The sequence below is a fragment of the Mycobacterium sp. 5-140-3-2 genome (genome assembly GCF_035666375.1).
GTDB lineage: Bacteria > Actinomycetota > Actinomycetes > Mycobacteriales > Mycobacteriaceae > Mycobacterium > Mycobacterium intracellulare.
Genome location: NZ_CP142025.1, coordinates 1,603,935 through 1,617,705, shown reverse-complemented (window position 1 = coordinate 1,617,705; position 13,771 = coordinate 1,603,935). Strand labels below are relative to the sequence as shown.

Sequence of the window (13,771 nt, the reverse complement as noted above, 5' to 3'; positions counted from 1 at the left end):
CGCGACGATATGCCTAGACAGTATGTCTAGTCAAGATGTCGAAAGCTCGGCTATGCTCGGCGCATGCCGTCGCTCACCCGCAAGCCGCCAGGCCATCGAAGCGTGGGGCGCGAGCAGCGGCGCGAGCAAATGGAGCGCCGGCTGCTCGACGCCACCGAACGGCTGATGCGCGACGGCGCGAGCTTCACCGAGCTCAGCGTGGATCGGCTCTCCGGCGAGGCGGGCATCTCCCGCGCCAGCTTCTACATCTACTTCGAGGACAAGGGCCATCTGCTTCGCCGGCTCGCGGGCCAGGTGTTCGGCGACCTGGCCGACGGCGCGCGGCGCTGGTGGACGGTGGCCGGGCGGCACGACCCCGACGACGTGCGCGCGGCGATGAGCAGCATCATCGCCATCTATCGACGGCACCAAGCGGTGCTGGTCGCGCTCAACGAGATGGCCGCCTATGACCCACTGACCGGGGAGGCGTATCGCGAACTGCTGACCGGCATCTCCGAACAGCTCACCCGGGTCATCGAAGAGGGCCAGGCCGACGGCTCGATCCGCCCCGAGCTGGCGGCGCTCACCACGGCCAGCGCGCTGACCTGGATGGTCGAGCGCGCCTGCCAGCAGAACCTGCCGGCGCAGCCGCCCGACTACGACGCCGAGCTGGCCACCACCCTGGCCGAGATCGTCTGGGGCGCACTGTATCTCAAGCCCGCCTCGGAGCATTGATCGCGTCGGTCCGGACCGCGCCGGGCTCTGCTACACCGCCACCAGATCGTCGGCGTGCACCGCGGGCCGGCGCAGCTCGCCGGGCAGCTCGCTGGTGGAGCGGCCCATCATGGTGAGCAGTTCCGTCGCGTCGTAGGCGACCACGCCACGGGCCACCATCGCCGCGTCCGGCCCGCGCAATTCGACGACGTCGCCGCCGAAGAACCGGCCGGACACCGCGGTGATCCCCGCGGGCAGCAGCGAGCGGCGCTGCCCGACGACCGCGCGCACCGCCCCCTCGTCGAGGGTCAGCGCGCCGGCGGCCTCGGCGGCGTAACGCACCCAGAACCGCCGCGCCGACATCCGGGCCGGCCGCGCGGCGAACACAGTGCCGACCGACGCGTCGGTGAGCGCGGTCGAGGCATCGGACGCCGCGGCCAGCAGCACCGGGACGCCGGCGTCGGCGGCCAGCAGCGCCGACGACATCTTCGAGGTCATGCCGCCGGTGCCCAAATCACTGCCGGGCCCGGCGATCACACCGACCAGATCCGCCGAACCCGATACCTCCGGGATGAACCGGGCGCCTTCGGTTTTGCGTGGATCGGAGTCGTACAGCCCGTCGATGTCGGACAACAACACCAGCGCCTCGGCGCCGACCAGGTGCGCCACCAGCGCCGAAAGCCGGTCGTTGTCGCCGAACCGGATCTCGTTGGTGGCCACCGTGTCGTTCTCGTTGACGATGGCCACCGCATGCAGGGCCCGCAGCCGATCCAGGGTGCGCTGAGCGTTGGTGTGCTGGGCGCGCATCGAAATGTCGTGCGCGCTCAGCAGCACCTGCCCGACCGTGCGGCCGTACCGGGCAAACGCGGCACTCCACGAATTCACCAGCGCGACCTGACCGACGCTGGCCGCGGCCTGCTTCGTCGCCAAATCCCGTGGGCGACGGGACAATCCGAGAGGTTCGATGCCGGCGGCGATGGCACCCGAGGACACGATGACGACGTCGGTGCCCGCCTTCATCCGCGTCTCGATCGCGTCGGCGAGACCGGCCAGCCGGCCGGCGTCGAATACGCCGGCTTCGGTGGTCAACGCGTTGGTGCCCACCTTGACCACCAGGCTGCGCGCGTTCCGGATGGCGTCGCGCTGCGGGGTCATGACTCCTCACCGCCGCCTCTGGTTCTGCGCCGCCCCTCCGCATCGCTGCGCTCTGCATCGTCGCCGGTGCGGCGCTGCCGCCGGGCGGCCTTGCGCTCCGCGGCCCCGACCCGCTCGCTGCGCTCGAGCCGCGCGTCGGTTCCCCTGCCCGACAACGTAACCTGCTGTCCCGCAGGCGTTTGCGGCTCCCAATCGAACGTCATGTCGCCGATGGTCACTTCGCACCCCGCGCGCGCACCCAGCCGCAGCAGTTCCTCCTCGACTCCGAGGCGCGCCAGGCGGTCGCCGAGATACCCCACGGCCTCGTCGTTGTCGAAGTTGGTCTGACGCACCCAGCGTTCGGGCCGCGCGCCGCTGACCACGAAGGCGCCCGGCTGCTGCGGATCCGGCTCGACGCGAAAGCCGCTGTCGTCGACGGGGATCGGACGGATCACCGGGCGGCGCGGCACGATCTCGGGTTGGGCGGCCTTGTATTCCGAGATCATCGTCCACAGCCCAAAGATCAATGGCTGCAGACCTTCTCGCGCGACGGTCGACACCAAGAACACCGGCCATCCGCGCTCGGCGATCTCGTCGTAAACGAATTCGGCGAGCTCGCGCGCCTCGGGGACGTCGATCTTGTTGAGCACCACCGCGCGGGGCCGGTCGGCGAGATCGCCCAGCGTCGCGTCCCCCCGCAGGGTGGGCGTATACGCGGCGAGTTCGGCCTCGAGCGCGTCGATATCGGAGATCGGGTCGCGGCCGGGCTCGGCGGTGGCGCAGTCGACGACGTGCACCAGCACGGCGCATCGCTCGATGTGCCGGAGGAAGTCCAGGCCCAGGCCGCGGCCCTGCGAGGCGCCGGGGATCAGGCCGGGAACGTCGGCGACGGTGAAGGTGTGCTCGCCGGCCGACACGACGCCGAGGTTGGGGACCAGCGTGGTGAAGGGGTAGTCGGCGATCTTGGGTTTGGCCGCCGAGATGGTGGACACCAGCGACGACTTGCCGGCCGACGGGAAGCCGATCAGGCCGGCGTCGGCGACGGTCTTGAGTTCCAGCGTCAGGTCGCGGGTCTCGCCCTGCTCACCCAGCAGCGCAAAACCGGGAGCCTTGCGCGCGCGGGAGGCGAGCGCGGCGTTGCCCAGGCCGCCGCGACCACCGGCGGCGGCTTCGAAGCGGGTGCCCGCGCCCACCAGGTCGGCCAGCAGCCGGCCGTTGTCGTCGAGGACGATGGTTCCGTCGGGGACTTTGACTTCCAGGTCGGCGCCGGCGGCGCCGTCGCGGTTGCTGCCCATCCCCTGCTTGCCCGACGGCGCGGTGACGTGGGGATGGAAATGGAAGTCGAGCAGGGTGTGGACCTGGGGATCGACGACGAAGACGATGCTGCCGCCGCGGCCGCCGTTGCCGCCGTCGGGGCCGCCGAGTGGCTTGAACTTCTCGCGATGGACCGAGGCGCAGCCGTTGCCCCCGGAACCGGCGCGCGCATGGATGACGACGCGGTCGACGAACCGAGGCATCGTGGGTCCTCTCACCCGTCTCGCTCGCCGAACGTGCGGCTACTGCGAGAATTGCCTCGAATTATCGCAGTGGGTGCACGCTCGCGGCGCTCAGTCGGTGGCTTGTCCGGCCGCGACGATGTTGACGGTCTTGCGGCCGCGCTTGATTCCGAATTCGACGGCGCCGGCTTCCTTGGCGAACAACGTGTCGTCGCCGCCGCGCCCGACACCAACGCCCGGGTGGAACTTGGTGCCGCGCTGACGAACGATGATCTCGCCGGCCTTGACGACCTGGCCGCCGAATCGCTTCACGCCCAGCCGCTGTGCGGCGGAATCGCGACCGTTGCGCGAGCTAGAAGCGCCCTTCTTGTGTGCCATGCCTTCGCCTTTACTACTTGATGCCGGTGACCTTCAGGACCGTCAGCTGCTGACGGTGGCCCTGACGCTTGTGGTAGCCGGTCTTGTTCCGGAACTTGTGGATGCGGATCTTGGGGCCCTTGGTGTGCTCGAGCACCTCGCCGGTGACCGCGACCTTGGCCAGCGCCGCCGCGTCGGTGGTCACCTTGGCGCCGTCCACCACCAGTGCGACCGGCAGCGACACATTCGAACCCGGCTCAGAGTCGAGCTTCTCGACCTTGACCACGTCCCCGACGGCGACCTTGTACTGCTTGCCGCCCGTCTTGACGATTGCGTAGGTCGCCATCGTTGCTCTGCTCCTTCTTCTAGCCGCTGCTCGGCGCGTCGCGCGCGAACCAGCCGCGGTGCACGTGGTGGGTCTGGGTTGCGGGCCTGCTCCGATTCCCCGGGAGTCCCACTGCCGCCGGCCAAAGCTTAGTCGCCCGGCCTGACGACAACTGTCCAAGGGTACGTGACCAGCGGCTACAGGGTCAAACCGGACACGACCTGGCTGTCGGGGCTCAGTCCGCGTGGATCGGCGGCCCGGCGGGCCTGCCCGCCGCGCGTCGGCGCCGGGGGCGGCCCTGGGTTGGGCCGCCCTGGTCCGCCGTGGCCGAACCGCCGTCGTCATCGTCGGAATCGTCGGAGTCCTCGGTGTCCAGGTCGTCGTCGTCGTCGAGTTCGAGGTCCTCGTCGTCGTCGCCCAGGTCTTCCTCGTCATCGAGGTCGTCGTCATCCGAGTCGTCGTCCGAGTCGTCGTCGGAATCGTCGTCCGAGTCGTCGTCGGTGTCGTCGTCCGAGTCGTCGTCGGAATCGTCGTCCGAGTCGTCGTCGGTGTCGTCGAAGTCCTCTTGGTCGGTGTCGGAGACGTCCTCGTCGCGCCGCGCCTTCTTCTCGTCGAACTCGTCGCTGGTTTCCTCGGTGGCCTCGTCGGATTCGTCGTCCTCGGATGCCGTCTGCGTGGACGAGCCGGCCGCCATCGCTTTGAACATCGGGTGCTCGCCGGGCGAATGGACGGGCACCTTGGCCACGACCGGCTCCTCGGCCTTGTTCTTCTTGCGCCGGCCGCGCCGGCCCCCGGACTCGGACTTGCGGCCGTTCGACGGGGCCGAATCCACCGGGTCGGTGTGCAGCAGGATGCCGCGGCCGCCACAGTTCGGGCACGACGTCGAGAAGGCCTCGACCAGTCCGGTGCCCAACCGCTTGCGGGTCAGCTGCACCAAACCGAGCGACGTCACCTCGGACACCTGATGGCGGGTGCGGTCACGGGCCAGCGCCTCGGTGAGCCGGCGCAGCACCAGATCGCGGTTGGATTCCAGCACCATGTCGATGAAGTCGATGACGACGATGCCGCCGATGTCGCGCAGCCGCAGTTGGCGCACGATCTCCTCGGCCGCCTCGAGGTTGTTCTTGGTGACCGTCTGCTCGAGGTTCCCCCCGGAGCCAGTGAACTTGCCGGTGTTGACGTCGACCACCGTCATCGCCTCGGTCCGGTCGATCACCAGGGTGCCGCCCGAGGGCAGCCAGACCTTGCGGTCCATCGCCTTGGCCAGCTGCTCGTCGATGCGGTGCACGGCGAACACGTCCGGCCCGCTCGACCCGTCCGGCCCGGCGGGCGGCTCGTATTTGCTCAGCTTCGAAACAAGGTCGGGCGCAACGGAATTCACGTATTCGTTGATGGTGTTCCAGGCCTCGTCCCCGGAGACGACCAAGCCCGCGAAGTCTTCGTTGAACAGGTCGCGGATGACCTTGACCAGCACGTCGGGCTCTTCGTAGAGCGCCACGGCGGCCCCGGCGGCCTTCTCCTTGATCTCGATGGCCTTGGCCTCGATTTGCTTCCAGCGCTCCTGCAGGCGGGTGACGTCGTTGCGGATGTCGTCTTCCTTGACGCCCTCGGACGCGGTCCGGATGATCACCCCCGCGTCGGACGGCACCACCTCGCGCAGGATCTCCTTGAGGCGCTGGCGTTCGGTGTCGGGCAACTTTCGGCTGATCCCGGTCGACGACGCCCCCGGCACGTAGACCAGGTAGCGGCCCGCGAGCGACACCTGCGTGGTGAGCCGCGCCCCCTTGTGCCCGACCGGGTCCTTGCTGACCTGGACGACGACATAGTCGCCGGGCTTGAGCGCCTGTTCGATCTTGCGGTCGGACCCGCCGAGTCCGGCGGCCTCCCAGTTGACCTCGCCGGCGTAGAGCACGCCGTTGCGGCCGCGGCCGATGTCGACGAAGGCCGCCTCCATCGAGGGCAGCACGTTCTGCACGATGCCGAGGTAGATGTTGCCGACCAGGGACGCCGACGCGGCCGAGGTCACGAAGTGCTCAACGACGATGCCGTCCTCGAGGACGGCGATCTGGGTATACCGCGAACCCTGGTGTGGCGGCTCGCTGCGGACCCGGTCCCGGACGACCATGACGCGTTCGACGGCCTCGCGGCGGGCCAGGAATTCGGCCTCGGTCAGCACGGGGGGGCGGCGCCGCCCGGCGTCGCGGCCGTCGCGGCGTCGTTGGCGCTTGGCCTCCAGCCGAGTCGAGCCGTCGATGCCCTTGATCTCGTTGCTCGCGCTGCCGCCGTCGCCGCCGTTCTTGCCATTGCGGGGCGGCCGCTCGTGCACGACCGTGTTGGGCGGGTCGTCGGGTGAAGGCCCTTCGTCGTTGTCGTCGCCCGATCCGGATTTGCGGCGCCGGCGCCGGCGGCGGCGACGGCTGCCACCATCCGCCGAACCGTCGTCACCGCCCTCGGAGTCGTCGCCGTCGTCGGAGTCCTCGTCGTCGGCGTCGTCGGAATCGCCGGAGTCGGACTGGGCGCCCTTCTTGCCCCGGCCCTGCGGCTCGTCGTCGTCGTCGCCGTCGTTCTGGCCCTCGGGTCCGCCCTGCTCGCCGCGCCCGCGGCCGCGGCCCCGGCGGCCGCGACGGCGCCGCCGGTTCGACGGGCGGTCGACCTGCTCGTCGTCGTCGCCGTCGGAATCGTCGGAGTCGGCACCCTCGTCGGTGTCGGTGTCGGTGTCGGTGTCGGTGTCATCGTCGCTGTCCAGTGGCTGCGGCGCGACGAAGAGCGGCATGTAATGCGGCCGCTCGGCGGCGTTGTCGGGGGTTTCCAGCATCAGCCGGGATTCGGGTTCGCCGGCATCCACGACGGGTTCGGTGGCGGCGTCCGGGGATTCCTGGGCCTGGGCGGCCAGCAGGTCACGCACCCGCACCGCGTCGGCGCGGTCCACGGTGGAGTGTGCGCTGCGAATCCGCCCGTCCAGCTCGCTGAGCGCGTCCAGGACCCGTTTGCTGGTGGTTCCCAGCGTCCGGGCCAACGAATGGACCCTCAACCGGTCGGGCAGCTCCCCGGACCGGGCCGATTCTTCTGATGGGTCTGCAGTTGGTGCACCGTCTACCACGTATTCTCCTCAAGCCCCCGGGCGCGTCGTTGCGACGCGGCCACGCGAGGGCTTCGCTATGGGCCCGGGTCACTTCTCCCGGGCTTGTGATGGTCTCGCCCCGAGCGGCTCAGGTTAGAACCCACTCGGCGCCGTGCTGAATGACGGCCTGACATGCAGCGAACCAAGGCGACGGGGCTATGGTCGCGCTTGTCTAAGTCTTCATTCGGGTGTCTGACGCCGGTCCGGCGACGTTCACCCGACATCAGTATCCCACATCACGTCGGCGCCCAAGCCACACCTGATGCAGCCCGGTCGGACGAACCCCGGTCCGCAACGCGCCGCGGGGACGATCGTCGCAGCTCTAGGCGTCGGGAAACCAGAGCCCGATTTCTCGCTTGGCCGACTCGATCGAATCCGAGCCGTGCACCAGATTGAACTGCGTCTCGAGCCCGAAATCGCCCCGGATCGTGCCGGGGATCGCCTTCTCGACCGGGTCGGTACCGCCCGCGAGCTGCCGAAACGCCGCGATCGCGCGCGGTCCCTCCACGATGGCCGCGACCACCGGCCCCGAGGTGATGAATGCCAGCAACGACTCGAAGAAAGGCTTGCCCTCGTGTTCCGCGTAGTGCTGGGCGGCGAGGTCTTGGCTGACGTGCCGGAGTATCAGCGCGGCGAGGGTGAGGCCTTTTCGCTCGATCCGGCCGATGATCTCCCCCACCAGCTGTCGCTGGACGCCGTCCGGCTTGATCAGTACCAATGTCCGTTCGGTCACGGCGGACAGCGTACCGCCGGGCTACCCCTGCCTGCGCCGGACCTCGGCCCGGAAGTAGGCGATCAAGCCCCACAACCCGGTGAACAACACGCCGATGAACCCCACGCCGGGATACACGGCGAAGCCGGCGAGCAGGATCACCTGCACTCCGAGGTTGGCCCAGATGGCCCAGGGTTTGCGCTGCACCCCGCCCATCAGGATCAGCAGTACGGCCAGGCCGATCAGGTAGGCCAGCGACGCCGTCGTGAGGCCTCCGCCGACCGCGCCCACCACCGGGATCGCGAGCAGCACCACGATCGCTTCCAGAAACAGCGTGAGGGCCATCACCGCGCCGAAGCTGCGCCAGGGGTCGGGCCGGTTCTGGTCGGTCACTGCGGATCACGCCCGAACAGGGTGCGCGCCGCGCCGGCGGTGACGACCGAGCCGGTGATGACGATCCCGGTCCCGGAGAAGTCCTCGGCGTGGCCGTCGAGCGCGGCCCCCTCCACCTCGGAGTCGACCAGCGCGGTCGCGACGTCGATGGCGTCGCGCAGGTTCTCGGCGGTGCTCACCCGGTCGGGCCCGAACGTCTCGCGCGCCGCCAGGGCCAGCGATTCGACATCGACCGCCCGCGGGGACCCGTTGTGGGTGACCACGACGGCGTCGAACACCGGTTGCAGGGCGGCGAGGATGCCGTCGACGTCCTTGTCGGCCAGCACGCTGAGCACCCCTACCAGATAGCGGAAGTCGAATTCGCCCGCCAGCGTCTGCGCCAGCGCGGCGGCACCGGCGGGGTTGTGCGCGGCGTCGATGAACACAGTGGGCGCGCTGCGCATCCGCTCCAGCCGGCCCGGGCTGACGACGGCGGCGAAACCCGCGCGAACCGCCTCGACGTCGAGCTGACGCTGCGCGCCGGCGCCGAAGAAGGCCTCGACGGCGGCCAGCGCCAGGGCCGCATTGTGCGCCTGGTGTTCTCCGTGCAGCGGCAGGTAGACGTCGGAATACACCCCGCCCAGCCCCTGCAGCTGCAGCACCTGCCCGCCGATGGCGACCTGGCGGCCCAGCACGGCGAACTCCGAATCCTCGCGGGCCACCGCGGCGTCGGCTTGAACGGTTTGGGCCAACAACACTTCCATCGCCTCGGGCGCCTGACGCGCGATGACCGCCACGGTGTCGGGTGCGCCCTCGGGCGCCCGGGTGATGATGCCGGCCTTCTCCCCCGCGATGCCGGCGAGGTCGTCGCCCAGGTAGTCGACGTGGTCGAGGGCGATCGGGGTGATGGCCGCCACCGGGGCGTTGATCACGTTGGTGGCGTCCCAGCGCCCACCCATCCCCACCTCGACCACGGCGACGTCGACGGGGGCGTCGGCGAACGCGGCGAACGCCATCGCGGTCAGCACCTCGAACTTGCTCATCGCGGGCCCGCCGGCGGCCTGCGATTGCGCGTCGACCATCTGCACGAACGGCTCGATCTCGCGGTAGGTCGCCACGTACTGCGCGGGGCTGATCGGCTTGGCATCGATCGAGATGCGTTCCACCGCCGATTGCAGGTGCGGGCTGGTGGTGCGCCCGGTGCGCCGGTGCAGCGCGGTGATCAGCGCGTCGATCATCCGGGCCACCGAGGTCTTGCCGTTGGTGCCCGCGACGTGGATCGACGGGTAGGCCAATTGCGGTGAACCCAGCAGGTCCATCAGCGCGCTGATCCGGGTCAGGCTCGGCTCGATCTTGGTTTCGGGCCAGCGCTGGTCCAGCAGGTGCTCGACCTGCAACAGGGCAGCGATCTCGTCCGGGGTCGGGTCCGGGGTGGGAACCGCGCCGGGAACTTCGGGGTCCTCGGCCCACTCGGGCGGCTCGGTCATTGCAGCCCGGCTAGCCGCGCGTTGATCCGCTCGGTTTCCTCCTGGGCCAGGCGTTGACGGTCCCGGATCTTGTCGACGACGTTTTGGGGGGCCTTGCCCAGGAAGTCCTCGTTGGCCAATTTGGCGGTGGTCGACGCCAGCTCCTTGTGGGCCGCGGCCAGATCCTTTTCCAGCCGGCGACGCTCGGCGGCGACGTCGATGGTGCCCGAGGTGTCCAGTTCGACGACGACGGTGCCGCCGCTCAGCCTGACTTCCACCGACGCCGACGGGCGGAATTCCGGCCCGGCGGCCGTCAGCCACGCCAGCGACGTCACCGCGCTCACCTGGGTGCCCAGATCGGCTCCCTCGACGCCCGTCATCCGGGCCGGCACCTTCTGGCGGTCCGCCAGCCCCTGATCGCTGCGGAACCGGCGCACCTCGGTCACCAGCTTCTGCATGTCGGTAACGCGTTGCGCGGCAACCTGATCCAGGGCTATCCCGGACGGCTGCGGCCAGTCGGCGATCACCAGGGTCTCGTTGTGGGTCAGCGCCTGCCAGAGGGCCTCGGTGATGAACGGGATCACCGGGTGCAGCAGCCGCAGCAGGGTGTCCAGCGTCGCCGCCAGCACCGCCGTCGTGTGCGCGACCCCCTCGGCCAGTTGCGTCTTGGCCAATTCCACGTACCAGTCGCAGAATTCGTCCCAGGCGAAGTGGTAGAGCGCTTCGCAGGCGCGGCTGAACTCGTAGTTGTCGAACGCCGAATCGACTTCCGCGCGAACCTCTTCCAGTCGCCCGAGGATCCATCGGTCGGCGTCGGTGAGTTCGGCCGGCGGGGGCAGGGGCGCCAGCTGCGCGCCGTTGAGCAGCGCGAAGCGGGTGGCGTTGAACAGCTTGGTGCAGAAATTGCGCGACGCCCGGACGTGGTCCTCGCCGATCGCCAGGTCACCGCCCGGGCTGGCGCCGCGGGCCAGCGTGAACCGCAGGGCGTCGGCGCCGAAGAGTTCCACCCAGTCCAGCGGGTCGATGACGTTGCCCTTGGACTTGCTCATCTTGCGCCCGGATTCGTCGCGGATCAGCCCGTGCAGGAAGACATCGGTGAACGGCACCTGCGGGCCGCGGCGACCGTCCAGGGTGATGGCGTCGTCGTCGCCGACGAACGTGCCGAACATCATCATCCGGGCCACCCAGAAGAACAAGATGTCGTAGCCGGTAACCAGAACGCTTGTGGGGTAGAACTTTTCGAGCTCGGGGGTCTTGTCCGGCCAGCCCAGGGTGGAAAACGGCCACAGCGCCGAGGAGAACCAGGTGTCCAGCACGTCGGGGTCCTGTTCCCAGCCTTCCGGCGGCGTCTCGTCGGGACCCACGCACACCTGCTCCCCGTTGGGCCCGTACCAGATCGGGATGCGGTGGCCCCACCACAGCTGCCGCGAGATCGTCCAATCGCGCATGTCGTCGACCCAGGCGAACCAACGCGGCTCCAGGCTTGCGGGGTGAATCACGGTGTCGCCGTTGCGCACCGCGTCGCCGGCCGCCTTGGCCAGCGACTCGACGCGGACAAACCACTGCAGCGACAGCCGCGGTTCGATCGGTTCACCGCTACGCTCGGAGTGCCCGACGCTGTGCAGGTATGGTCGCTTCTCCTCGACGACGCGGCCCTCGGCGGCCAGCGCCTCGCGGACCGCGACGCGGGCCTCGAAGCGGTCCATCCCGTCGAATTGCGTTCCGGTATCGACGATTCGGCCCTTGGTGTCCAGGATCGAGATCATCGGCAACCCGTGCCGCAGCCCGATCTCGAAGTCGTTCGGGTCGTGTGCGGGCGTGACTTTGACTGCGCCGGTACCGAATTCGGGGTCCACGTGCTCGTCGGCGACGACGACCAGCTCACGGTCGACGAAGGGATGCGCCAGTGTGGTGCCGACCAGGTGGCGGTATCGCGCGTCGTCGGGGTGCACGGCGATCGCGGTGTCGCCGAGCATCGTCTCGACCCGGGTGGTCGCGACCACGATGTGCGGCTGCGAGTCGTCGAGCGAGCCGTAGCGGAACGACACCAGCTCGCCCTCGACGTCGAGGTAGTCGACCTCGATGTCGGAAATCGCGGTCTGAAGCACCGGCGACCAGTTGACCAGCCGCTCGGCCCGATAGATCAGCCCGGCGTCGTAGAGCCGCTTGAAGATGGTGCGGACGGCCCGCGACAGGCCCTCGTCCATGGTGAACCGGTCGCGGCTCCAGTCGACCCCGTCGCCGAGCCGGCGCATCTGGCCGCCGATGGCGCCGCCGGACTCGCGCTTCCAGTCCCAGACCTTCTCGACGAACAGCTCCCGGCCGAAGTCCTCCTTGGTCTTGCCGTCGACCGCGAGCTGCTTTTCCACCACGCTCTGGGTGGCGATGCCGGCGTGGTCCATTCCCGGCTGCCACAACACCTCATATCCCTGCATCCGCTTGCGGCGGGTCAGGGCGTCCATCATGGTGTGTTCGAGCGCGTGACCCATGTGCAGGCTGCCGGTCACGTTCGGGGGCGGCAACACGATCGAGTAGCCGGGCTTGGCGCTGGCCGGGTCCGCCGCGAAGTATCCGGCGTCGACCCACTTCTGGTAGATCGCGCCCTCGGCCGCAGCGGGATCCCACGACTTGGGCAGGTCGGTGGCGGGGCTGGGGCTGGCGGTCACCCGTCAATTCTAGGGAGCGCCGTTTACCCTCGTGTAAGTGCCCGAACCGTGAGCCGGGTCACCCCGCGAGCCGTTCAACCTGCAAGGACACACCCGCGGCGGGGAACCGGTCCAGCAGCGCGTCGCCCATCGCGGCGGCGGGCGTGAGGACGCCGTGCAGGTCCGGGAGCTTGTCACGGTCGAATGCCAGCGCCATGCCGCACTCCCCCAGCAGCACCGACGTCGCCTTGTAGCCCGGGTCGCCGCGCTGCTCCATGCGCGCCACGTAGCGGGCCCCGGTGCTGGTGGTGGTGTAGGTCTCGATGCGGTAGTAGCCGCGCTCGCGGGCGGACTCGCTCGGGCCGGTGCCCGGTTTGGGCACGATGCGCTCCACCAGCCGGCGCGGCAGGAGCCGGAAATAGCGGCTGCCCAACCCGAAGGTCGCGGCGCCCACCCCGCCGACCACGGCGGAGGCCACCGGCGCGATCGGCGACGAGCCCAGGCTCATGCTTTCGCTGTAGCGCAGCTGGCGGCCGTAGGCCCAGTCCAGCAGTGCGTTGCTGCGCCGCACGATCCGGGTGTTGTAGGGCGCCATGACGAAGCCCGCGGTCCACAGCCCGCTCAGTTCCGGCGCGATCCGACGACCGCGACGCCAGGGCAGGTCGGGCTGCGGACCGATGTCGGGTTCGGCGCCGCGGTCGCTGCTGAGCGTGTACGGGTCGGCGAGTTGGCGGCGGGCCTCGGGATCGCGGGACGCGGTGTCGAGCACCTCCAGCATCGACGCGACGGTGCCGCCGGACACCCCGCCCGAGAAGGAACGGACCACCAGGTCGGTGTCGGCGAGCTCGCCGGCGCCGTCGTCGCGCGCCGCGCGGTACAGCGCATACACACTGAGGTCCGAAGGCACGGAATCGAATCCGCACGCGTGCACGATGCGGGCGCCGGTATCCGCGGCCTGCTTGTGGAATTGGTCGATGCTGTCGCGGACGAACATCGCCTCCCCGGTCAGGTCGGCGTAGTCGGTGCCCGCCGCGGCGCAGGCGGCCACCAGCGGCAGCCCGTAGCGCGTGTAGGGCCCGACCGTGGTGATGACGACCTGGGTGCGCGCCGCCATCTCGTTCAGCGTCGAGGGCGATGAGGCGTCCGCGTTCAGGACGGGCCACGACCGCGCGGTTTCGCTCAGCGTGTCGCGGACGGCGCGCAGCCGGTCGGGCGACCGGCCGGCCAGGGCGATCCGTTTGTCCGGTGCCGAGCGGGCCAGGTAGTCGGCGGTGAGCTTCCCGACGAAGCCGGTCGCCCCGTACAGCACAATGTCGAATTCGCGCGGCGTTGCGGTCACGGGCCCGACGCTACCCGACTACGGGGGTGGCGACCGCTGGAGACAAGGAGTGCCGGGCACGGGGCCCGGCACTCCTTATATGTGCGGCTTATATGTATGCCAGAAGCCGTC

At 69.7% G+C, this 13,771-nt stretch carries 11 protein-coding genes; 1 reads left to right on the top strand and 10 read right to left on the bottom strand.

Going from position 1 to position 13,771, the window contains the following annotated elements:
- Nucleotides 1-63: 63 nt before the first annotated feature.
- Nucleotides 64-714, top strand: coding sequence for a TetR/AcrR family transcriptional regulator (locus P6281_RS07800; protein ID WP_014384175.1), 651 nt, complete (start codon nt 64-66; stop codon nt 712-714).
- Between the two features lie 30 nt (nt 715-744).
- On the opposite strand, the gene proB is transcribed toward P6281_RS07800, so the two are convergent.
- The 10 genes from proB to P6281_RS07750 all read right to left on the bottom strand — a co-directional run bounded on the left by proB (nt 745) and on the right by P6281_RS07750 (nt 13,660).
- Nucleotides 745-1,848 carry a glutamate 5-kinase gene (gene proB / locus P6281_RS07795; RefSeq protein WP_014384174.1) on the bottom strand — a complete coding sequence of 368 codons (1,104 nt, stop codon included), beginning with the start codon at nt 1,846-1,848 and terminating at the stop codon, nt 745-747.
- Nucleotides 1,845-3,344, bottom strand: a complete 1,500-nt coding sequence (gene obgE / locus P6281_RS07790; protein WP_014384173.1) for a GTPase ObgE — start codon at nt 3,342-3,344, stop codon at nt 1,845-1,847. The genes proB and obgE overlap by 4 nt, the downstream gene beginning before the upstream one ends.
- 90 nt (nt 3,345-3,434) lie before the next feature.
- Entirely contained in the window at nt 3,435-3,701 is a 267-nt protein-coding gene (gene rpmA, locus P6281_RS07785) for a 50S ribosomal protein L27 (protein WP_008255217.1), read from the bottom strand.
- Nucleotides 3,702-3,714: 13 nt separating this feature from the next.
- Entirely contained in the window at nt 3,715-4,026 is a 312-nt protein-coding gene (rplU, locus tag P6281_RS07780) for a 50S ribosomal protein L21 (RefSeq protein ID WP_009953572.1), read from the bottom strand.
- A gap of 214 nt (nt 4,027-4,240) precedes the next feature.
- On the bottom strand, nt 4,241-7,105 hold the full coding sequence (locus tag P6281_RS07775) for an Rne/Rng family ribonuclease (protein WP_080587990.1): 2,865 nt from the start codon (nt 7,103-7,105) through the stop codon (nt 4,241-4,243).
- 343 nt (nt 7,106-7,448) lie between these two features.
- Entirely contained in the window at nt 7,449-7,859 is a 411-nt protein-coding gene (gene ndk, locus P6281_RS07770) for a nucleoside-diphosphate kinase (protein WP_014382181.1), read from the bottom strand.
- 21 nt (nt 7,860-7,880) lie between these two features.
- The gene (locus P6281_RS07765) at nt 7,881-8,183 is read right to left on the bottom strand and encodes a DUF4233 domain-containing protein (RefSeq protein ID WP_263645441.1); all 303 of its coding nucleotides are present in this window, start codon (nt 8,181-8,183) and stop codon (nt 7,881-7,883) included.
- A 44-nt stretch (nt 8,184-8,227) separates the two neighbouring features.
- Nucleotides 8,228-9,697, bottom strand: coding sequence for a bifunctional tetrahydrofolate synthase/dihydrofolate synthase (gene folC, locus P6281_RS07760; RefSeq protein WP_009955948.1), 1,470 nt, complete (start codon nt 9,695-9,697; stop codon nt 8,228-8,230).
- On the bottom strand, nt 9,694-12,342 hold the full coding sequence (locus P6281_RS07755; RefSeq protein WP_014384170.1) for a valine--tRNA ligase: 2,649 nt from the start codon (nt 12,340-12,342) through the stop codon (nt 9,694-9,696). The genes folC and P6281_RS07755 overlap by 4 nt, the downstream gene beginning before the upstream one ends.
- A 58-nt stretch (nt 12,343-12,400) precedes the next feature.
- The gene (locus tag P6281_RS07750) at nt 12,401-13,660 is read right to left on the bottom strand and encodes a saccharopine dehydrogenase family protein (RefSeq protein ID WP_009955950.1); all 1,260 of its coding nucleotides are present in this window, start codon (nt 13,658-13,660) and stop codon (nt 12,401-12,403) included.
- Nucleotides 13,661-13,771: the final 111 nt, after the last annotated feature.